This is a genomic window from Paenibacillus sp. NPDC101420 (assembly GCF_050277435.1).
Classification (GTDB): domain Bacteria; phylum Bacillota; class Bacilli; order Paenibacillales; family Paenibacillaceae; genus Paenibacillus_AQ.
The window spans coordinates 393,080-414,356 of record NZ_JBNNSE010000004.1 but is presented as its reverse complement, the minus strand read 5'-3'; the positions used below and the strand labels follow the sequence as shown (position 1 = coordinate 414,356).

The 21,277-nt window shown below is 44.4% G+C and carries 20 protein-coding genes; 5 read left to right on the top strand and 15 right to left on the bottom strand.

The features are described 5' to 3' along the window. Window positions 1-123: 123 nt before the first annotated feature. Entirely contained in the window at window positions 124-900 is a 777-nt protein-coding gene (locus ACQKMP_RS19720; RefSeq protein WP_427470553.1) for a TspO/MBR family protein, read from the top strand. Window positions 901-984: 84 nt separating this feature from the next. Here ACQKMP_RS19720 and ACQKMP_RS19715 read toward each other — a convergent pair whose 3' ends face one another. From ACQKMP_RS19715 to ACQKMP_RS19695, 5 genes are all read right to left on the bottom strand, one after another. Then, window positions 985-1,365, bottom strand: a complete 381-nt coding sequence (locus tag ACQKMP_RS19715; RefSeq protein WP_427470551.1) for a RidA family protein — start codon at window positions 1,363-1,365, stop codon at window positions 985-987. 93 nt (window positions 1,366-1,458) lie between these two features. After that, window positions 1,459-2,124 carry an oxidoreductase gene (locus tag ACQKMP_RS19710; RefSeq protein ID WP_427470549.1) on the bottom strand — a complete coding sequence of 222 codons (666 nt, stop codon included), beginning with the start codon at window positions 2,122-2,124 and terminating at the stop codon, window positions 1,459-1,461. Between the two features lie 20 nt (window positions 2,125-2,144). Then, window positions 2,145-3,419, bottom strand: a complete 1,275-nt coding sequence (locus ACQKMP_RS19705) for an MFS transporter (protein ID WP_081382976.1) — start codon at window positions 3,417-3,419, stop codon at window positions 2,145-2,147. A 95-nt stretch (window positions 3,420-3,514) separates the two neighbouring features. Beyond that, entirely contained in the window at window positions 3,515-4,927 is a 1,413-nt protein-coding gene (locus ACQKMP_RS19700) for an ATP-binding protein (RefSeq protein WP_427470547.1), read from the bottom strand. Window positions 4,928-5,096: 169 nt separating this feature from the next. Next, the gene (locus tag ACQKMP_RS19695; protein WP_042184513.1) at window positions 5,097-5,300 is read right to left on the bottom strand and encodes a CsbD family protein; all 204 of its coding nucleotides are present in this window, start codon (window positions 5,298-5,300) and stop codon (window positions 5,097-5,099) included. A gap of 447 nt (window positions 5,301-5,747) precedes the next feature. Here ACQKMP_RS19695 and ACQKMP_RS19690 point away from each other — a divergent pair, with 447 nt between their 5' ends. From ACQKMP_RS19690 to ACQKMP_RS19675, 4 genes are all read left to right on the top strand, one after another. Continuing rightward, on the top strand, window positions 5,748-6,638 hold the full coding sequence (locus ACQKMP_RS19690; RefSeq protein WP_042184511.1) for a hypothetical protein: 891 nt from the start codon (window positions 5,748-5,750) through the stop codon (window positions 6,636-6,638). A 48-nt stretch (window positions 6,639-6,686) separates the two neighbouring features. Beyond that, complete coding sequence (locus ACQKMP_RS19685) at window positions 6,687-8,567, top strand: FAD-dependent oxidoreductase (RefSeq protein WP_042184509.1); 1,881 nt, start codon at window positions 6,687-6,689, stop codon at window positions 8,565-8,567. Between the two features lie 244 nt (window positions 8,568-8,811). Next, window positions 8,812-9,261: a hypothetical protein gene (locus tag ACQKMP_RS19680; RefSeq protein WP_042184507.1), complete on the top strand. Its 450-nt coding sequence runs from the start codon at window positions 8,812-8,814 to the stop codon at window positions 9,259-9,261. Between the two features lie 17 nt (window positions 9,262-9,278). Then, window positions 9,279-10,259, top strand: a complete 981-nt coding sequence (locus tag ACQKMP_RS19675; protein ID WP_149644609.1) for a polyprenyl synthetase family protein — start codon at window positions 9,279-9,281, stop codon at window positions 10,257-10,259. Between the two features lie 670 nt (window positions 10,260-10,929). Here the strand turns inward: ACQKMP_RS19675 and ACQKMP_RS19670 are convergent. The 10 genes from ACQKMP_RS19670 to ACQKMP_RS19625 all read right to left on the bottom strand — a co-directional run. Beyond that, window positions 10,930-11,814, bottom strand: a complete 885-nt coding sequence (locus tag ACQKMP_RS19670) for a UbiA-like polyprenyltransferase (RefSeq protein WP_076285942.1) — start codon at window positions 11,812-11,814, stop codon at window positions 10,930-10,932. Window positions 11,815-11,852: 38 nt separating this feature from the next. Next, window positions 11,853-13,139 (bottom strand): aspartate aminotransferase family protein, encoded by a 1,287-nt coding sequence (locus ACQKMP_RS19665; RefSeq protein ID WP_042184501.1) that lies wholly within the window; start codon window positions 13,137-13,139, stop codon window positions 11,853-11,855. Window positions 13,140-13,236: 97 nt separating this feature from the next. Continuing rightward, the gene (locus tag ACQKMP_RS19660) at window positions 13,237-15,162 is read right to left on the bottom strand and encodes a peptidase U32 family protein (RefSeq protein ID WP_379424954.1); all 1,926 of its coding nucleotides are present in this window, start codon (window positions 15,160-15,162) and stop codon (window positions 13,237-13,239) included. Between the two features lie 43 nt (window positions 15,163-15,205). After that, window positions 15,206-15,997 (bottom strand): energy-coupling factor transporter transmembrane component T family protein, encoded by a 792-nt coding sequence (locus ACQKMP_RS19655; protein ID WP_042184497.1) that lies wholly within the window; start codon window positions 15,995-15,997, stop codon window positions 15,206-15,208. Beyond that, window positions 15,990-16,895, bottom strand: coding sequence for an ATP-binding cassette domain-containing protein (locus ACQKMP_RS19650; RefSeq protein WP_427470543.1), 906 nt, complete (start codon window positions 16,893-16,895; stop codon window positions 15,990-15,992). Before ACQKMP_RS19650 ends, ACQKMP_RS19655 begins: the two co-directional genes overlap by 8 nt. Beyond that, window positions 16,886-17,740: an ATP-binding cassette domain-containing protein gene (locus ACQKMP_RS19645; protein ID WP_427470541.1), complete on the bottom strand. Its 855-nt coding sequence runs from the start codon at window positions 17,738-17,740 to the stop codon at window positions 16,886-16,888. The genes ACQKMP_RS19650 and ACQKMP_RS19645 overlap by 10 nt, the downstream gene beginning before the upstream one ends. Window positions 17,741-17,769: 29 nt before the next feature. Beyond that, window positions 17,770-18,327: a Gx transporter family protein gene (locus ACQKMP_RS19640; RefSeq protein WP_042123757.1), complete on the bottom strand. Its 558-nt coding sequence runs from the start codon at window positions 18,325-18,327 to the stop codon at window positions 17,770-17,772. Further along, entirely contained in the window at window positions 18,311-18,700 is a 390-nt protein-coding gene (locus ACQKMP_RS19635) for a NusG domain II-containing protein (RefSeq protein WP_042184493.1), read from the bottom strand. The genes ACQKMP_RS19640 and ACQKMP_RS19635 overlap by 17 nt, the downstream gene beginning before the upstream one ends. Window positions 18,701-19,430: 730 nt before the next feature. Further along, entirely contained in the window at window positions 19,431-20,366 is a 936-nt protein-coding gene (locus tag ACQKMP_RS19630; RefSeq protein ID WP_339244521.1) for an alpha/beta hydrolase, read from the bottom strand. 172 nt (window positions 20,367-20,538) lie between these two features. Next, on the bottom strand, window positions 20,539-21,277 hold a 739-nt coding region (locus ACQKMP_RS19625), incomplete at its 5' end, for an LPXTG cell wall anchor domain-containing protein (RefSeq protein WP_427470538.1).

The window sequence follows — 21,277 nt, the reverse complement described above, 5'->3', positions numbered from 1 at the left end:
CATACTATCCATGAACATTATGACTCGCTAGTCACTTCTTTTCTTGTTTATAGTCTTAATTGTGCCGAAAGCGGGTATATTCTAAGTAAGCATCACCCTATTAAAAGCTAGGGAGTGAATTCTTTGAGACGTTATAATCCTTATAAATGGTGGAATCTTCTGTTCTTTTTAGGTGTGATTATCGTGAATGTGCTCTCGGTCACCTTACCATTAGGCGGGCACAGCACTGGAGAAATCTCTGATAAATATCAGACCTACATCACACCTGCCGGTTACGCGTTTTCCATCTGGTCATTGATTTATCTACTGTTAGCCGGCTTCATTATTTATCAATTCCGCTCCTATACAGCCTCTAGAGATTCTGTGCGGGCGGTTCAGTTCTGGTTTGTTCTGAGCTGTATTTTTAATATGAGTTGGCTCTTCCTTTGGCAATACTTATACATTGAGCTCTCTCTGGTTGCTATGGTGCTGATGTTAATCACACTGATTGTCATTTACCGAAAAACACGTTTGATCGCTAATCCTACCTCAGGCGAGAAATGGCTGATGAAGCTACCCTTTAGTATATACCTTGGCTGGATCTCTGTGGCTACTATCGTGAACATCAGCGTTGTTCTAGAAAAGAATCATTGGGGAGGTTGGGGTCTTAGCGGTAGCACCTGGGGCGTTATCATGCTCTGCGTAGGAACTCTACTTGCAATTGTGGTCAGCTATCCTTACCGAGATAGCATTTATCCACTCGTATTCGTGTGGGCCTTCATTGCGATTGCCTTGGAACACAAAGAGACCAACGATGTCTATTTAACCGGAATGATTACAGCAGGCCTCCTGCTTCTTTACAGCATCTGGTTATTGTTCAAACCCCGCCGTAGCAGGTATCGGAGATACAGAAGTTACTAATTCTAATATAAAAAATGGCAGGCTAGGGTTATCCACCTTAGCCTGCCATTTTGGTAAAATAATAAAAGTGCAAAGGATAACTCCTTATTTCTTACGAGCTACCGCTTCAATCTCAACAAGTCCGTCTTTAGGCAGACGCGCAACCTCAATAGCACTGCGGGCAGGATAAGGTTCTTTAAAGAAGGTGCTATAAACCTCATTAACGGCCGCGAAATCATTCATATCCTTTAAGAATACAGTTGTCTTTACTACATGGTCTAGTGTTGCACCAGCTTCCTCAAGAATGGCTTGTACATTGTTAAGCGCTTGACGCGCTTGTTCTTGTACACCCTCAACCAAACTACCCGTTTCCGGATTCAGACCAAGTTGTCCTGAAGTGTATACCCAGCTACCCGTGGTTATAGCTTGACTATAAGGACCGATTGCTCCGGGTGCTTTTGTTGTAGCTACTTGTTTTTTGCTCATCTTACTACCCCTCTCCATTATGCGCTGATCATTTATTGTCCATTGTAAGTCCTGTTCTCATCTTAATGCAAATTTATTAGAGACCCAGAAAGCTTAGCGTTTCCCAATCACATGTATCACTTCATTCGTATAAATATGTAATCCATGGGTATCCGCAGACGCAATGTTAACCATAGCTCTTGCGACTGTCGTACCAGGTATTGCACGATATTTAGCCGCCTTACCCACCATTACAAAGTCCAGCGCTTTCATCAAACTGGCTCCGACTCTTTCCCCTAATCTGAATTCTTCACGTTGGCCTAGTAGCAAGGAGGGGCGAAATATATGCATACCTTGAAATCCAATAGCGGTTAAACCTTCTTCCGCTCTTCCCTTAGTCCGACTGTAGAAATTACGCGACTTCGCCTTTGCCCCTATTGAAGAGACGACCAAAAACTGTTTAACACCCTGTTCTCTTGCTATGGCTGCAGCATCAAGCGGATAGTGTAGATCGACTCGTTCAAACTTTTCTTGTGAACCCGCCTTTTTTATCGTAGTTCCTAAACAACAGAAGATGGAATGTACCCCTTCGAACGACTCTGTATAGTTTCTTAGGTTCTCCCAATCTACAACGATTTGTTTAAGCTTAGGATGTTCTATGGCTAACGGTGTCCGTACAAGCACCCTTACTTCTTCCCAGCTATCACGATTTAACAATTCCTCCGTAACCGCTTTGCCTACCAATCCGGTGGCACCTAATACCATCGCTATTCTTAACAAGGAATAACCCCCTTTTACTTCTATTCGTCCTTTAGAATACGACGACCTAGCAGAAACGCAAGTGCAATCATAAGCGTCCCTACCACTAGCTGCATACCGTATACCTGAGTCCATTGCGGCCAGTGCGCAATTTTTTCATAGAGCTGACCGCCAATAAGCGGACCAAAAAAGGATGATAACCCGGTAAGCGCCGCATATGTGGCCATATACATCGGCCGTTCTTTTTTCGGCGTGTCTCCAATAATAAAGTTAAAGGCCAGCTGGTTGAAACCGCCTACACCAACACCAAAAACGATATGGGCCGCAAATAAGACCACCAGCATCGGCATCACAGACAAGAGTCCCCACATCAATGAGGACAGTGCAATAATCGGCAAAGTAAAGAATAACAGTCGCTTATTGCTGTATTTCGCATTTAGATTGCCCCAAACGTAGAAGCTAGCCATCATAAACACGGTCTGGGACACATTAAGCAATGACAACGTTTCATAATTAATATGAAGTAACTGCAACATGACATAAGAGTATAGCGGAACCGTTAGGTTCTGCAACAACAGCCAAGCAGCCAGAAACAAGGTTGACTTCATAAATAATGTATCTTTAAGCGGTTTCTTAAACATGGGCAAAAATTTATGCTCTTCTGATTTCTCGAACGGTACATCCGGATAAAAAAAGAATACTACGACATTCGATATCGAGAAGATCCACACAACAATATATAGAATCAGAAAACCATGACCCCCGGGATAACGGTCCAGAATAATACCTCCGCCATACATAACCAAACTTCCAAGTGCATTCAGGACCGTGTTACGAATCCCAAAATAACGTCCACGTACCCGTGCGGGAACTAGATCACTAATCACTGAGCTCCACAACACACCACCAGCAGTATTGGCAATAAAAGCAGTAGTATATAAAGCAATAAATGCGATGACCCAATATTCTTTAGGAAAAATAAACGGGATTAGTCCCGTAGAACCCCAAAGTATCCTATGCAGACCGATAAAAGTAACCATAGCCCATTTGCGACTTGGCAGCTTCTGAATCAGAAAAGCTACCCCAATCTGTGCCACATTAACTAATGTAGTAAGCGCTAGCACAAATCCAATTTGACTAGAGGAAGCTCCTAAATATAGTAGAAATCCTGTTAGGAACTGCCCTTGCAGCAGTACCTGAAAAATAGTTGACGGCACACCTTCCAGCGTAGCTATACGCAAATTTCTGCGATGCACTGAAGGTTTACGAACACGTTTTGAAACCGTAACCTTATGCTTATTTTCCATGTTGTCCATAGAGGCGGTAACACTCCTTTGATGCGGCATTGGCTTCATTCTACTCCGCATCAATCTACTGTCAATACGCCAAATCACCAAATAATATTGGAGTTTTACTCACTATCCACTTCAAGGGGCAAATAAAGCGAAAATCGACTCCCCTTCTCTTCCTTACTCTCCAGAGAAATGAACCCGCCGAGCAATCTGGCCAAGTCATTACTAATAGAAAGTCCTAGTCCTGTTCCACCATATTTCCGGCTAGTCGTTCTGTCTGCCTGTTGAAAGGCTTCAAAGATCATGGCATGCTTCTCCGGTGCGATTCCTATGCCACTATCCTCCACATCAAATACAAGCCAATGTTGCACGGCATCCCCTTCCCCACCTTCCTGCTCGTGGATATGCAGCGATACGAAACCTGTCTTTGTAAATTTAAAAGCATTTGAGAGCAAATTACGCAAAATCTGCTGTACGCGATGTGGATCGGAATGAATCATTGGAGGGACATTCTCATCCATGGAGATATTAAAAGCCAGTCCTTTTTGTTTGGCCGTCACAGCGAACTGCATTGCCAGCAAATCTGGGATCTCGCTAACATTTAATTCTTCATTTATAATATCTAATCGACCTGCCTCCACCTTGGATAAATCCAAAATGTCGCTGATGATCATCAATAATTCATCACCCGAACGATGGATAATGGCTGCATACTCTCTTATTTCTGCTTCCGTAAGCAAATCATCATTTTCTTCAATTAATTGCGATAGATTAATGATGCTATTCAATGGAGTTCTAAGCTCATGTGACATATTGGCGAGAAATTCCGATTTGAATTGAGATGCCATCATTAACTGATTAGCACGCTCTTCAAGATCAAGCTTGTTCTTATGTAATTCTTCAGTCTGAGCAGACAACTGCTCGTTAGCATGCTGGATCTGCTCATTCCTTAGAAGACCGAGTTGAAAATCACGGATAATTAATGAGAACAAAATACTTAAAATTAGCCCCGCAGGGAACGTAATTGGCATAATCTCTCTTATGTACTCTTCCACAGGGATAACGCCTAACGCCATAATGTTTATGGCATTCATAAGATTAACGATTAGAATAACGATCAGACCTTGATTCACAATACTGAGGGTTGAGTGTCTGACCCAGTAGCTAAGCGCCGCGCAAATAACTCCCAAAATAAAAAGATTTAGCATTCCTGCAACTGCTGCCTCTGTCACTCCAAAAGTTAACCTTGTAAGCCCCGTCCCTATACCGATCAATATAAGTGTGATGGGTCTAGGATACGCCAGCGTCGAGATGATTAAGGGTACAAACCGCAAATCAAAGATCACATGGTCGTCCAGATTATAACCAAAAAGAGTACTGATCCAACCAGCAAAGATCGCCAGGATCACCCAGCTAGCCTTCTTTATTCCTACACTTGCATTTGAAATGGTATGTTTATAGATCAGATTAGCCAAATAGGCCACGGCTATAAGAATTGCGGTATTCCCGAAAAATATTTTAAGATACCCCATAGTTTTGCTCCTGCCTGCACAAGATAAATTACAGATTTCATCTCACAATAATACCATAGCTTAACCTTCGCACACCTAATTGTTGCATAGGAAGAGCGCAAATCGTATACGATTTGCGCTCTTCCTATGCATTTTATATTTGGGCACTGAGAATATAAGCTATTTTGAATTAATCGCGGTAGGAACGTCCCCAGCTTTGATACTCTTTTTCCGCGTCTTCTTTCGAATGGCCATAACGCTCTTGTAGTTTACCTACCAACTTATCCTTTTCACCATCAATCACATCAAGATCGTCATCTGTAAGCTTGCCCCATTGCTTTTTGGCCTCACCTTTGAGCTGTTTCCATTTTCCTTTAAACACATTGTTGTCCATTATATGCTCATCTCCTTAGCTGAATTAAGTAGGGTAGAATACTATCCTGTGTTATCGTTACATTACCCTGTCCTATTCGCCATGAATCTTACCTAATCTATAGAAAGTCACAATTTGTCAAATAATAGTTTAAAAAAAGGTATTCAAATCCTTTAAAATTTGATACAATCAATGTATAAATTAAACATTTAATTTTTTAAGTGATTTTTTTCACATGAGTTATTTGCTCTATGTGCTAGAATGCCCTCGGAGATGAAACAACATCATTAAATTTTTTTCTATCGTATGCCGATATATGTCATGATACTGTTAGAGTTTGGCTCTTCACCCCAAGATTAAAGTGACAAATATCATTTATAAAGTGATTTTTATCACTTCGCATTACTATTAAAATGTTTTACATTTTAATATATATATTTTAAACTATATTTTTGGAGGTCATAACAAATGAAAAAAACAACAGTAATCTTGTCGACTGCCCTTATCTTAGGTAGTTTGCTTGCAGGTTGCGGTAACAACACAGACAACACACCGGCGGCTACTAATGCTCCAACAGAAAACAGTACAGCAACTAATTCCACTAACACTGGAACTGAAGCGGCTACGTACAAAGACGGAACTTATTACGCTACTGCTGATGTGGACGCTAAAACTGGCTGGCAATATTTCGCACTCCTAACTGTAGAAGGTGGAAAGATCACTAAGGCTGACTGGGATGCTTTTAACGTAAACACTGCTGGCGATCTGAAGAAAAAAGTTTCCGAAGATGGTAAATATGGCATGAAAGCTGGTGGTGCTTCTTCTGAATGGCACGAGCAAGCAGCAAAAGCTGAAGCTTTCTTGATTGAAAAACAAGATCCAGCAGCTATAACTTTAGACGCTGAGGGGAAAACTGATGCTATCTCCGGTGTATCTGTACACGTATCTGACTTTGTAAAAGCTGCTCAAGCTGCTCTGGCTGCTGGACCTGTTGAAGCTGGTCAATACAAAGACGGAGGTTACCATGCTGAAGGCGAAATGGATAAAGACTCCGGTTGGAAATCCACTGTTGACTTGACTGTTGCTAACGGTAATGTTGTTGCTGTTAAATTCAGTGGCGTAAATGCTGCTGGCGACGACAAGAAACAATTCTCCGTCGATGGTAAATACGGTATGAAAGCTGGCGGCGCTTCTGCTGAATGGCATGAAGAGATCGCAAAAGTTGAGCAATACTATCTTGAAAAAGGTACTGCTCCAGAACTTACAGCTGAAGGTAAAACTGATGCAATTTCCGGCGTGAGTATTCATGTTGGTGAATATTTTACACTTGCTGAAAAAGCACTCGAAGGCGCGAAATAATTTCGCATAACCTTCTGCAGTTAATCAGACGAATGAGGTGAATTTCTTTTGAAAAAAATAGTCATTTTGGGCGGCGGCTACGGCGGCGTACTCACGGCTAAGAAACTGGCAAAGAAATTTAAGAAAAACAAAGATGTTGAAATCACACTGATCGACCGGAATCCATATCACACTCTATTGACTGAGCTGCATGAGGTTGCCGCGAACCGTGCTCCAGAGGATTCAATCAAGATCGATCTAAAGAAAATCTTTGCTGGACTTAAAGTGAATGTTGTTCTTGACGAAATCAGCAATATTGATTTCAAGGGTAAGAAACTCAAATCCAATAAAACTACCTATGCGTACGATTACCTTGTAATCGGTACAGGTAGCAAACCAACCTTCTTCGGCATTCCAGGTGCAGAAGAGAATACCTTCTCCTTCTGGTCTTACGATGATGCGGTAGCATTGAAACGTCAAATCCGCGACATGTATACCAAAGCCGCTATGGAGAAAAATCCAACTGTACGCCGTGCAATGTTAACTTTCGTTATCATTGGTGCCGGCTTTACAGGTGTTGAGCTTGTTGGGGAAATGGCTGAGCAACGCGAGGAATTGTGCAAGGAGTTCTATATCGACCCATCCGAAGTAAGATTGATTGTGGCTGATATGGCTCCGAAGATTCTGCCTATCCTTCCAGATAAGCTGATTCAAAAAGCCGAAGCTCACCTTCGCAAGCTGAACGTGGAAATTGTAACAGGCGCCAAGATCACTGAAGTAGGCGAAGGTAGTGTTGCCCTTGGTGAGAAAAATGTTGTCGCTTCACAAACCATTGTTTGGACTGCAGGTGTTGAAGGTTCTGAAATCGTGGGTGGACTTGAAGTACAACAACAAGGACGCAAACGTATTGTTACGAATGAGAACCTTGAAAGTGTAGATCATAAGAACGTATATGTAGTAGGGGACAACATTTTCTTCATTCCTGAAGGTGAAACTCGTCCTGTACCACAAATGGTTGAGAATGCTGAACAAGCAGCTCCGATCGTTGCTGGTAACATTGCAGCTGACATTCAGAACACTGCTAAAAAAGCATACAAACCAGGTTTCCACGGTACTATGGTATCCATCGGTAGCCGCTACGGTGTAGCAAACGTTGGTTTGCCAGGCAAGTTCTTTATGCTTACTGGTTTTATGGCAATGTTATCCAAACACTTTATCAATATGTTCTACCTGTCTCAGGTTGTAGGCTTCAATAAAGTTTGGACTTACATGATGCATGAGTTCTTCCATGTTGAGAACCGTAAGAGCTTCTTGGGCGGACACTTCTCCAAGCGTTCACCTAACTTCTGGCTCGTTCCGCTTCGCATGCTGCTTGGTGGAATGTGGTTATATGAAGGTATAGATAAGCTACGGAAAATTTGGGTAGATCCAAACAAGATATTCCTAATTCCAGCCGCTCCTTTTGCAACGGATGCTTCATCAGCAGCCAGCGTAGCGGTGGATGCAGTTAAAACAACAGTAGATGCACAATCTGCAGCTTCAGCAGTATCCACTGCAAAAGAAGCGGTTGAAGCATTGCCAGTTCCTGGCTTCGTTTATAATATTACAAACTGGTTCATGGATTTGATGTTCTACAACAACGACGGAAGTTATACATTCCTCGCGAAATGGTTCCAAATCGGTATGGTATGTGCAGAAATCGTGTTCGGTATTATGCTTATCGTTGGTCTGTTCACAGCTATTGCTTCTATAGCGACGATAGCCATGTCCGTCATGATCTGGTCGACCAAAATGGCTTCTACAGAAATGTTATGGTATGTTGGTGCGGGTATCGCCTGCATCGGCGGATCGGGCAGCACATTTGGCCTAGATTACTATGTACTTCCTTGGCTTAAGAAACATTGGAAGAGAGTTCCGATCGTCAGACGATGGTATCTATACACCGACTGATTATAAAGCCCTGAGTTCGTGTAATTTATTTCAAAGAAAATATGTAGATTGCATGGCATTAAGCTAAATATGGATGTACTTCAGAGTAATGTGTCCCTAGGACACATTACTCTCCTTATTTACAAGAAGAAAATAATCTTCCTAATATCAGGAAATGGTCAATTTATTCTTTAATGAATGGTTTTGTAGGGATGATCAGGGGTATGGTTTCTTCCGGCAAAACCGACAAGAAGGAGAGAATCTTGTGAACAAACAACTCATAGAAGATACCCTCCGGTTGTTGCATACTGAAATGTCACCTATTGCCGGAATTGAGCTTAATCCCTCTCCGGCTGCATGTGAGCAGCTAATCTCGGTACTAGAACGCCATGATCTGGAATACAACCGCAAAGTCAATTTGCTGGGTATTTACACTATTCTCACTTTGGCAGCTGAGCGCCATATGGAATGTATCCCACATCATCCCGACCTTACACGCAACATTTTGGATGGAGATTATTTGTACAGCTTTTACCTTCAGTTTGCGGTGAAATGCCGTGAGCTCGACCTAGTTGCTTATCTAGCTCCTTCGATCAAAAAAATGCAAATTAGACGGTCAAATGGAGACTTCGCGGAACATGATCCGGCGGCTGGAATCGAACAGTTCTTGATTCAAGAGTGCAGACAGCGCAGTCGCACAAGCAAAGCCATTTGACAGGTGGGATCTATAAGATGAAGCTGCATGAGGCCTTAAACATAGACATAGATGAAATTAATCGTGAAATCGTAAATCTTGTGGCACGAGATAAGGATGTTCCTAAGAAATCACAACTCGGGCAGAGTGTTCTTGAGCTTATAAATTCTGGAGGTAAACGCCTCCGTCCTCTTATGGTCATTGTTGGCAGCCGTTTTGGCCGAAAGGATACGGGTCGAAGAGCGCTTCAATTAGCTGCTGCCGCTGAATTTATTCATGTTGCCTCATTAATTCATGATGATATCATTGACGATTCTGAGTTACGGCGGGGCAAACCCGCCCTACATACTAAGACGGGCACACTATCAGCTGTGCATATTGGCAATTATATGTCCGCTCGGGTTATCGAACTGTTAAGCAAATATACCGGAGACAAAAACAAATATGTTCATGACTTATCTTCTGTAGCTACTGCTCAGCTCTGTCTAGGTGAGTATCAGCAAATGGAACATGCTTTTGATTATGAGATTACAATGGAACAATATCTTGAGAAGTCCTTAAACAAAACAGCTCTTCTTATGGCCACCTGCTTACGTGTGGGTGCATTATCCACCGAAAGCTCAGAGGAAGTGGCCAACCTTCTGTATACCTTTGGCGAAGCCTTAGGCATGTCTTTTCAAATACAAGATGACCTGCTGGATTTCACGCAGTCTGAGGCTGTGCTGGGTAAGCCCGCCGGCAGCGATCTGCGTCATGGTCAGGTTACCCTGCCAGTGCTTTATGCATTACAGGATCCAAAGCTTTCGCCTGTGATTCGTTCAATCGGCCCTGATTCTTCCGATGCTGAGGTGGCACATGTGCTTGCCCTTATTAAGAGAAGCGATGCCTTAGCTCGCGCAGAACAGTTCAGCCAGAACTACCTAGATAAGGCTGGAGCGATTGTGCAGCAGCTCTCCTCCTATCCGGCGCATGCCGATCTGGATACACTGCTGCAATATTTTGCCGACCGTGATCGCTAAGGACAATCAAAAACGGATACCACCCATTTAATTGGGTTGGTATCCGTTTTTTTGTGTGCTTGCTAAACAAGCCGAACGTAGCGCAGCGCCCGTGAGCGTGTTTAGCTCTTGGAGAATAGTCTCTTAGGATTTGACGTTACTATATAGGGAATTCCTCCCTCTAATTAGCTAATAATCACTTGAATTCCACGATTATAGGGAATTCCTCCCTCTAAAAACCTAAATTCGCATGGTTTATAGACCAATCAGCCAATTTAGAGGGAGACTTTCCCTATAACAAGATCGAAAGTCACTTAAGCTCGGAAATATAGGGAGTTTTTCCCTATAAGTCTACCTTGGATTAGTTCAGCCCTCTCACACGGCTCTAGCCCCCCTCGCAGATGTCCACAAAAACAAAAAAGGAAAGCCGCGTAGCCAGCTTTCCGATCCCATTGCCTACCCTCTTTTGGGTAGGCTGTTGTCTTTTGTTGTTAGCTTGGAGGCAATGCGCCATTGGTTAGGACGGAACGGAGTGGAATTTTGGAACTGTAGAAGCGTAGCGCTCGCCTTTATTCTCGGATTTCTACCGCAGACAGCCGGTTCAAATCAAAGAAATCCGAGAATAACAGCGATCGAAAGTCCAACATTCCACGCAGTGCAGCTTCCTAACCACACTCAACGCTCAACGCTCCTAGCTAACATAAAAAAAATCAATCAGCGTACACAATAAAATCACTATGCTGATCACCTGATTCAGATTATAAGAGGCCACCTTCATCAGCTTACGATTCGATGGTTTTATAATCTTATGCTCGGTCATCAGGAGCAGCGTCGCAATCCCAATTCCCACCAGATACATCCAGCCGAGATCACGCCATAGATATAAGAACAATAGCAGCATAATCATGATGAAATGTAGACCTTTTGCAATGCGCAGCGCGTTCTCTAGACCGAAAAAGCTAGGAATAGACCATAGACCATGCCGCCGATCAAAGTCAATATCCTGAGTGCCGTAAATAATATCAAATCCGGCAATCCACAGCATAACAACAGTACCGATAACAAACGGTGTAAATGCGATATTTCCGGTTACAGCGAACCATGCGCCAATCGGTGCAGAAGCAATAACAAATCCTAAATATAAATGACTGAGAAAGGTAAACCGCTTCGTGTAGGAATAGGTTGATATCAATACGATAGCCACCGGTGACAAGATCAAGCAGAGCAAATTAAGCATGCCTGAAGCCACAATGAAAATGGCATAGTTGACAATAACAAAGACAACAACTTCTTTTTCCGCCAGTAAGCGTTGAGGCAGATGTCGATGTGCCGTACGAGGATTCTGTTCATCGAACGTACGGTCCGCCAGCCGATTGAATGCATTGGCGCCATTACGGGCGCCTATCAATGCAATCAATCCCCAGATCATCACATGTCCTGATGGCCAGCCCCCAGCGGCCCACACCATCGAGATAATGGCAAATGGCAGCGAAAAAAGTGTATGAGAGAACATCACCAGTTCGCTGAACATTTTAAGCTTTAGGCCTGCAGTTTTAAAAATGTTTAGAATAGCCATTCGTTTTCCTCTTTCTTCGCTACTTGAAATTCATTGTATTAGTCATTAAGCTCCGCAAGAACTTCGTTCAGGACGTCAAGCATCCCGTCGATATCTTCTTCTGTAATAATCATCGGTGGCTGGAAGGCTAGTACATTGCGTCCTATGCCATTTTTACCGATTAGATAACCTCGGTCCTTCATCGCCTCCAGCACTTGATCTGTAAGTGCCGCTGCACCCTCAGCATCTACACCCGTTAGCTCCGCACCCAGCATTAGTCCAGTTCCCCGCACATCAACTATCATCGAAGGATAACGAGCTTGCAAAGCCTTCAAACCTGCCTTCAATCGTTCTCCGAGCTGTACCGAGCGTTCAGGAAGCCGTTCATCTCGAATATAATCAAGCACAGCCAGCGCCGTTGCAGCAGATACCGGATTCCCCCCAAATGTGGAAGCTGAAGGACGGTTTAGGGCAAGGGCAATCTCATCGGTTGTAGCGAAGGCTGCAACTGGAATTCCGTTACCGAGTGCTTTGGCCATACTTATAATATCGGGTACAACGTCAAAATGCTCCATAGCAAACATTTTACCAGTACGTCCAAATCCAGTTTGGATTTCATCAGCGATTAGGAGTACACCGTATCTCTCTAACAATGCTTTTACATCACGGAAGTAGGTTCGGGTTGGCATAATCATTCCGCCGTTGCCTTGGATTGGCTCTACGATCATGGCAGCGATAGTATTCCCCTTCTCTTCAAGCACCCGCTCTAGCGATTCCAGGGATAACGATGCCGCTTCCTCCAGCGATAAATCCGGATGATAAGGGCGAGGAATAAACTCAACGTCATGATCCAAGTATTTATCGGTACGCCACATAGGCAGGCCTGTCACACTCATAGTTAGATTGGTACGGCCATGCAGGCCACTCTCCAGCGCTATAAACCCTTTACGTCCCGTATACATCCGAGCGAGCAGCAGAGCTCCCTCATTAGCTTCAGAGCCACTGTTAACAAAGAAGGTCCGTCGTAGCCCACCCGGCATAACCTCTTCCAAACGCTCTGCCAAATCTACACTCGGTTGAGTTAGATAGATGGTTGTCGTATGCTGCAGCTGCTGCAGTTGTTCAATCGTGCGTACTGTTATGGCCGGATTACAGTGACCACATGCGACTACGGATACGCCAGCGAAGAAATCCGTATAGGACTTTCCTTTTTCATCATAAACAAACTGCATTGAACCACGAACAAGCTGAGGTGCATCACGGTAAAAATGCTGTGTACAAGGATAGAAATATTGCTTACGTTTGGCTGCTACTGCTTCTCTTCCGATGAAGTCTTGTTGTTCCATGAAGGGTTCTCTCCTTTTTGTGAAAATAGTAACTTATTCATAGAGTCCTGTGCACCGCCCTATCACTAGGCGATATTTAGTTCCCATTAAAATACAATTAGTTGAACTGTAGCGAGCCCAAAGTATAACCAGCATAGACCGGCTTAAGGCCGCCCAGCATGTCATCCCCGATATCAGATCGGTTGATTGCCTGTTGATAAGAAACAATAATTTCACGTAGCTGTTCGACGCTATAGGTTGCTCCTTCAATACGGAAGCTTGATATACCTAGTCCACTCATCTCACTCAACAAAGGTAAATAGCAAAGCTCTTTTGCGAATAAAAGATGGCAACGGCCGTGCTGATCACGATATACCGGATTCTCGCCTTGGTCTGTCTTTAGTACCAATACATTATTGTGTACATATTGATTATCCTCTTCAGCAATAGGCTCCATTAACTCCGTATTCTCATAAAGATCATGTTCCATATACATTAGTGCAGGTGTACCATGAACAACAACTTCCAAAGGCGTTTTGCAACGAGAGGCAAAGGTAGCAAAATGCTCTAGCGTCATTTCTGGCGATACCGAAAGCTGAGTTAAACCTAAGTTAGCATATAATTGCGCTGAAAGATGATTGTATACATTTAAGTTACTGTCCCCAATTAGCGGATAACCTGTATTGTTATAACGACGAATAGCTCCTAAATTTGTAACGATAATACCGTCAATCGGCAAGCGTTCTCCGCCAAGCAATTGATCATATTGATCAAAATGCAGCTCGGTCATCATCCGTGGTAAACCCAAGTAGATTTTGCTATCGCCCTTTAGCTCACCCAGTTCCTTGATGTCACGCTTTGTAAAAGGTTTATCTGGTTCAAATACATCCCCTGGCAAGTACAGGCTATCTACACCAAGCTCTAAGACCATCCGTGCCTGTTCCATATTATTCACACGTACAGCTAACTTGGCTTTTGTCTTTTGCGGTTGCTCGACCTCAGCCAATCTTTCCCGCAACTGCTCAACTCGTTTCTCAGACAGCTCACGCTCTGCAGTTGGTGTACTGAATACTTTTCCAGTGCTATAGAATTTACCAGTTCCTTCATAACGACGGTTAATGTTAGTCAGTCCTGGTTTGCCGAAGGCATACGCCGTCGAAAAGTCACGTTTACGGTTGTTATGAAGCTCTTTCGTATCTACCGTACGATCAAAGCCAATCGGATCATCGATATACCGGTCAATGGCTTCGCCGTAGCTATTCGCCAGCATCACCATAAACTCCTTATCCCGCATGCGGCCCTCTATTTTGAAGGAGGTAATCCCTGATTCAATCAATTCCGGAAGATGCTCATACATGAACATATCTTTTACAGCTAGGGGGTATTCGGCCGGATATACATACCCGTCTTTTTTAACCCGATAATCCCAGCGGCATGGCTTCATACATTTCCCACGGTTACTGCTCATACCGAATACATGGGAGCTGAAATAACAATTCGCACCGTGAACGGAGCACATATCCCCGTGAATAAAATACTCCAGTTCCATCCCACTCCGCTGACCTAGCAGCTTAGCTGTCTGCAAATCCATTTCCCGCGAAGTAACCACACGACTTACACCCAGATCACGCAATGCGTAGATCATTTCCAGATTGTGAACATTCATCATGACCGAAGAGTGAATAGGAAGATTAAGCTCCATCTCGCGAATTAGCTCCAGCACTGCCATATCCTGAACAATCAAGGCATCGGGACGAGCACCATCAAGGAAACGCAAATATTCTTTAGCCTCTTCCACATCTTCTTCACTAAATAGGTTATTCACTGTGATATACACTTTTTTGTCTAGACGGTGAGCAATATCTAGTGCCTCTACGATCTCCTCATGAGACAGATTATATCCTTTACGCATCATTCTCATATTCAATACAGGTCCACCAAAATAAACTGCATCACATCGTGCCTGGATCACTTCCTTGAAAATCTCAAACGTTCCTGCGGGTGCTAATAATTCAATCTCTCTACCATTAAAATAACGTGCCATTCAAGTTCCCTCCCAAGTTGATACTCTCCATACAAGTTGTACTTTACACCAAAGCTACTGCAATCCCCATTACAATAAACATAGTAATAAAAATAGTATCGAATATGCCCCACCTTAGGCGGTGATACTGACTACGCGGAGCATCCATACGAAAGCCACGAGCTTCCATGGAATATACCAGATCCTGCGCACGCCTAAACGCACTAGCGATAATCGGAACCAGCAAGGACACTAACATTCGCCCCTTTTCCTTTAAAGGTAGCTCTTTCAGATCAGCACCCCGTGAGGCCTGCGCTTTCATGATAATCTGCGATTCATCTAGAATCGTAGGTATGAAACGAAGGGAAATGCTGATCATCAGTGTGATACGGTCGGGCTTCAAGCCAAACTTTTTGAATGGAGCCAAAATCCCCTCCAGCCCTTGATTCAGCTTACCCGGCGTTGTGGTGAATGTAAGTAACGCCGTGAAAGTGATCAGAAAGAACATGCGGATGACCGAAAATGCGCCTAATCTTAGCCCTCCCTCATAAATGGACCACGAACCAAGCGTCAGCACCGCCTCACCTGTCTTCACAGACAGCAGCTGTACGATAAAGATAAATAGCATTAAATACCGTAAAGGTTTAGCTGCTTTCAGGAAGTATTTAAGCGGAATCCGAGTGGAAGCCATAACCGCTATTGAGAAAATAGCCAGCAGCGCCATAGCCATCCACGAACGGGAGAGCAGGATAACAGCTACGTATAATAGCATTCCGGTGATTTTGGCACGAGCATCTAGCTTATGCACCCATGAACCGGTCTCAATACTGCGCCCTATGATTAGCTTCTCATTCATGGCCATCCCTCTTTCCTTCGTGCTGCTCGCTAGAGTTGCCTGTTCCAGATGGCAGCGAAGCGATTAGCTCTGCTAAGCTCTCTGCCGTTAAGCGAGGAGCTTCATCCGTAAGACCAAAGCGATCAGCTACTGCACGCCAGTAACGAAGGGACTGCGGAACCGTCAAGCCACACTGTTCCAGAATCGAAGGGTCATCTGCCAGCGCTTTTACGCTGCCTTGAAATGCCGTACTGCCCTCTTTAAGGACAAGCCAGTTGTCCGCGTAAGGTAATAACTCATCCATCCGATGCGTGACGACGATGATCGTTCTCCCCTGCTCACGGCATAAACGCTCCAGCAAGTGGATTAGTTCTGCACGGCTGATGGGATCAAGCGTAGCCGTCGGTTCATCCAGAACGATGACTTCAGGATTCATAGCTAGTACGGAGGCGATAGCTGCCTTACGCATTTGCCCACCGCTCAATTTAAAAGGATTCCGCTCTAGCAGTGCCAGATCCAACCCCATATCTAGCATGGCCTGTCTTGCGCGTGCCTTTGCCTCTTCGAGGCTCATGCCGAAGTTAAGAGGACCGAAGATAAGATCCTTTTCGACCGTATCTTCAAACATTTGCTGCTCTGGAAATTGAAATACCAATCCGACTCTACGGCGCAGCGGCATCAGCTTAGGTGATTTCTCCCCCGCCTGGATGGTTACATCGAGTACTTTTACCGTACCCTCCGTTGGTTTCAGTATCCCGTTAAACAACTGCAGCAGTGTCGATTTACCAGAGCCTGTCGCCCCAGCAATACCAACCATAGAGCCTGTTGGAACACTGAGGTTAATGTCGCGGAGCGCCGTCAGCTTCCATAGGCTTCGGTCAGCATAGGAATAACTTACTTGCTGTAATTCTATGGCCATAACGTGTCTATAAGCTCCTTTTCACTGGCAGGAACATCCACATGGATGCCCTGATTCTGCAGCTCGCGTGCAAGGCGCCAAGGATACGGCTCACACAGATGGCATTTTTGCAGAAGCTCCTCGTTCCGGAACAATTCCGCCGGTGTAACATCAGCAGCTAAACCACCTCCATGCAGCGCAAGCACCCGATCCGATGCCAAAATCTCATCTGCATCATGCGTAATCATAAGGATCGTATAATTTCCTTCCGCTCGCATATCCTGCAAAATACCAAGAAGATCATTTCTGCTTCCTTCATCCAACATAGAAGAGGCCTCGTCAAAAATGACGATGCCTGGTTCCATAGCAAGAATGGAGGCGATAGCGACACGCTGCTTTTGGCCTCCAGACAGCTCACCTGGGTGTTTGGACAGCAGATGATTTATTCCCAGCCTCGTCGTATAAGCCTGTAGCCGCTCAGCCATCTCTGCGTACGACAAACAAAGCCCTTCCAGGCCGAATAAGATATCTTCCTCTACAGTGGCTCCAATAAACTGATTATCTGGATTTTGGAACACCATACCGATGCATTGCCGAATGCTTCCGATCGTTTCCTCACTCAGTTGCATACCACTAACCACAATCTCGCCAGCACTCTTAGGCAGCAAAGCATTTAGTAGCTTAACTAGCGTAGACTTCCCGCAGCCATTGGGACCAACCAAGCTAACCCATTGTCCCTGAGAAATAGATAACGTTATATTTTGAAGAATCGGATGCTCAGGATCATAACCAAACGATACCCCATCCAGAGAGATGATAGCTTGTCCTTCTCCCTCTAATCCTTGACCTTCATATGATTCATTCATGTTAGTCATCCTTCCGCTGATGTGACTAATCAGTCCAAAAACTCTTCAAACAACGATATTTTTGACAATGAAGCCACCAAATAACGGACTGCATAGCCCACGGCAATTCCTGTTACTACTCCAGTGATTAGCAGCATGGGAAGATAATAAAAAATACTAAGGGATGAGAATACCATAGAAGCTGCCAGCAGCTGACCGATATTATGTGCAATCCCACCAGCTATACTAATGCCGATCAAGCTTATACTCTTGCCTTTGCCACTAATCAGCATTAACACGAACATTACAACAAAGCTAAACAGCGAACCGAATAAACTGAATAGTAAGCTTGAAAAAGTACCTAGCAAAAATGCAGTAAGCAACGTTTTGAGGATGACAAGCAGGAATGCGTCCCGTCCACGTAAAAAGTAAATACAAGTCAAAATCATGATGTTAGCTAATCCTAGTTTAGCACCCGGCACCAGTCCCATTCCTGACAACGGAATCTGCGCTTCTATTAGACTAAGCACTACTGCCACTGCGGCGAAAATCGCAATAATTACCGTTCTTTTTAAAGCTGTTGCAGATTCACTACTGGACATAGGCATCTATATCATCCTCCCCCGACGCACTTGTGATTTCCACTAATACTCTATGCGGTAGACAGACAATCGTCTGTTTGGGCAGGGTAATAAAACCAAAACCTAGGCATACTTGATCCGGGCAGTCGGCATCGTACATTTCAATCCCGTAATCATGCACCTTCAAGAGGTTATAGCCACGTTCGGTACGAACCTCAATGGTTTGTTCTTCTTTTGTAAGCTTTACCGTTTTAAATAACTCGCCGTCCACCGTTACATTGGCTACGAGATTTTTACCGGCCCCACCTTTATCATCATTGTCCGAAAACCATCTCGGTGCGAGAAAAGCGAGCGCAGCAATTAACACGATGGAAATCAACCACACATCTGCGCGTTTCATAAAAATCTCCCTTATTTTTTAATTAAAATCCAGACTTATTAATTATAACGGTCTACCCTCAATCCTTCAATCAATGTTGGGGTTTAATGTAAGTTTTAGAGACCAGTTCACAAAATAGGCACGCAAAATAACCCCCACAGCCCCATTTACTCTGGCTTTCTAGCTTTTCCGAATTAATCCACAAATAATCCAGCATACGATATATTCAAATCAAACGCTTTCTCTTGCTCTGCTTGTTCCCCTTCTAAATCAAACAACCCTTATCTTGGAATTCATTATTATATTTGCCTTTTAAACAATACTGTGTTATATTTATATCGTATTTGTTTTTCGATATATTGAATATCCCCATCAAGAAGATGTCAGGCCGACTATTTTACACTTCGGCAATTTGGACACAGAGGCTTCATGTTTTCTTGCAGAAACTTTCCTTTTTATGAGACTAAATTCGAAATATAGCATTCCGATTCACACTGGCGCGGTCAATGGAGCCGCAAGGGCAAAAGAGAGGTAGGGCTTTTGTCGTATTGGAAGGATTATTCTCGCCACACGGCTGCTGGAAATAACAAGGAATTAAGACACCCGTTACTCACGAACGGCGGGGGATGAATATAACGAAAAAGCATGGCTGTACGAACCTTACATAAGGACACATGCCATGTGTGGAAAAATATAGGCGCCCGATAACCGCTACCTAGCGGATATCGGGCGCTGTCTACGTTCAGGGCATCTAATTTACATACTGATTCACAAAAGCTGTTACTACGTTTATATACCCCGTCTTATCCATATCGTAAGCTAACCCATGCCCTGCTTGCGGCACTACGAACTTCTCTTTGGGACTCTGACATGACTCATACAATTCATTCATCATACTATATGGTACAAAATTATCGGCATCCCCATGAATAAAAAGAATCGGCACCTTCGCCTTCCGCACCTGTTTCAAGGCAGACGCTTCACTAAACCCATACCCTGCTTTCAAACGAGTAATAAGACTCGCACTTTGAATAAAAGGGAAACTTGGCAAGCGATACATACGCCGTAGTTGGTAGGCTAATTGTGCTTTAACTGAGCTGTAAGCGCAGTCCGAGACAATAGCTTTGACCTGCGACGGGAGATTTTCGCCTGAGGTCATTAGCACTGTAGCACCACCCATAGAGACCCCATGTAGTACAACTTGAGCACTGGGCCCAGTCTTTTCAATTATATAATCAATCCACTGCAAATAATCCTTGCGCTCATGCCATCCAAAACCAATATAATCCCCAGCGCTTTCCCCATGTCCCCTGGCATCGGGAATCAGGATATTAAAGCCCAGTCTCTCGTAATAGATTTTGGCGTACGCCCCCATATCCTTCCCTTTTCCAGAATAACCGTGAGCTAGAATCGCCGTACGACCTTCAGCACGATCCGAAAGGAGCAAGTACCCTCTTAGTTGTAGCCCGTCCTCAGATGTAATCTCCACATTCTCAAAGCTCTGACTGGAGATCCAATCCTTCCCCTCACCCCAAGAAGCCCCGGCAACCGGGGGATCAACCTTCAAATCACGATTATTACTCAGGAATTCCTTCGGTGCTCGTTTAATAGCAATTCCATAAAAGAAAAAGCCCGCATAGATCAGAGCTCCTATGACGATGACAGCGCTAATGAAGAACCATACCAATTCATCTTCCCCGTCCTTTCCTCATATCCGTTGTAAATCAGTATAACATCTACTTAGAATGCGCCAAAATATAACAATCATAACAAAAGAAAACCGCCCTCGGAATATGTCCCGAAAGCGGCTTTACTATTCTTCACGGCATAACTTGTATTCAAGCTACAATCACCGTTTATTATTTCTTGCTCGAGAATCTATTTCTCATTAGCAATCCAATAAGTGCAAAACCTAGACCAGTTACATAATAAGGGACTGAACTTGATTCTCCCGTTTTTGGAAGTTCATCAACAGGTGGATTACCTAGCGGGATTGTATCATCCACTACAGCAATATCCTCTGGTGACGGCGTTGGTGTTACTGTCAATACTGGTCCTAATGGAATCTCCTCCTCATCAACAAGTACCTCTGTATTGCTCGACGGTGTTGGTGTTGGTACTAGTACTGGAGTCGACGAAGCTACAGGGCCCAGCGGCACAGGATCATCATTAACAATGATAGTGCCAATTACAAATGATGGTGTTGGTGTCGGGAACACCGGAGGCTCCGGCGTTGGCGTCGGTGTTGGCGTTACTTCTGACGACGGTGCCGGTGTTGGTGTTACTTCCGACGACGATGTCGGTGTTGGCGTCACTTCCGACGACGGTGTCGGTGTTGGCGTTACTTCCGGCGACGGTGTTGGCGTTGGCGTTACTTCCGGCGACGGTGTCGGCGTTGGTGTTGGCGTCACGGTCGGCGTTGGTGTTGGCGTCACGGTCGGCGTTGGTGTTGGCGTCACGGTCGGCGTTGGTGTTGGCGTCACGATCGGCGTTGGTGTTGGTGTCACGGTCGGCGTTGGTGTTGGTGTCACGGTCGGCGTTGGTGTTGGCGTCACGGTCGGCGTTGGTGTTGGCGTCACGGTCGGCGTTGGTGTTGGC

Excerpts from the sequence above, each read along its gene's own strand:
- ACQKMP_RS19675 (WP_149644609.1), top strand. The coding sequence starts at position 9,279 with ATGAAGCTGCATGAGGCCTTAAACATAGACATAGATGAAATTAATCGT.
- ACQKMP_RS19645 (WP_427470541.1), bottom strand. The coding sequence starts at position 17,740 with ATGAATGAATCATATGAAGGTCAAGGATTAGAGGGAGAAGGACAAGCT.
- ACQKMP_RS19635 (WP_042184493.1), bottom strand. The coding sequence starts at position 18,700 with ATGAAACGCGCAGATGTGTGGTTGATTTCCATCGTGTTAATTGCTGCG.
- ACQKMP_RS19715 (WP_427470551.1), bottom strand. The coding sequence starts at position 1,365 with ATGAGCAAAAAACAAGTAGCTACAACAAAAGCACCCGGAGCAATCGGT.
- ACQKMP_RS19670 (WP_076285942.1), bottom strand. The coding sequence starts at position 11,814 with ATGGCTATTCTAAACATTTTTAAAACTGCAGGCCTAAAGCTTAAAATG.
- ACQKMP_RS19690 (WP_042184511.1), top strand. The coding sequence starts at position 5,748 with ATGAAAAAAACAACAGTAATCTTGTCGACTGCCCTTATCTTAGGTAGT.
- ACQKMP_RS19655 (WP_042184497.1), bottom strand. The coding sequence starts at position 15,997 with ATGAATGAGAAGCTAATCATAGGGCGCAGTATTGAGACCGGTTCATGG.
- ACQKMP_RS19660 (WP_379424954.1), bottom strand. The coding sequence starts at position 15,162 with ATGGCACGTTATTTTAATGGTAGAGAGATTGAATTATTAGCACCCGCA.
- ACQKMP_RS19700 (WP_427470547.1), bottom strand. The coding sequence starts at position 4,927 with ATGGGGTATCTTAAAATATTTTTCGGGAATACCGCAATTCTTATAGCC.
- ACQKMP_RS19640 (WP_042123757.1), bottom strand. The coding sequence starts at position 18,327 with ATGCCTATGTCCAGTAGTGAATCTGCAACAGCTTTAAAAAGAACGGTA.
- ACQKMP_RS19695 (WP_042184513.1), bottom strand. The coding sequence starts at position 5,300 with ATGGACAACAATGTGTTTAAAGGAAAATGGAAACAGCTCAAAGGTGAG.
- ACQKMP_RS19705 (WP_081382976.1), bottom strand. The coding sequence starts at position 3,419 with ATGGACAACATGGAAAATAAGCATAAGGTTACGGTTTCAAAACGTGTT.
- ACQKMP_RS19650 (WP_427470543.1), bottom strand. The coding sequence starts at position 16,895 with ATGGCCATAGAATTACAGCAAGTAAGTTATTCCTATGCTGACCGAAGC.
- ACQKMP_RS19665 (WP_042184501.1), bottom strand. The coding sequence starts at position 13,139 with ATGGAACAACAAGACTTCATCGGAAGAGAAGCAGTAGCAGCCAAACGT.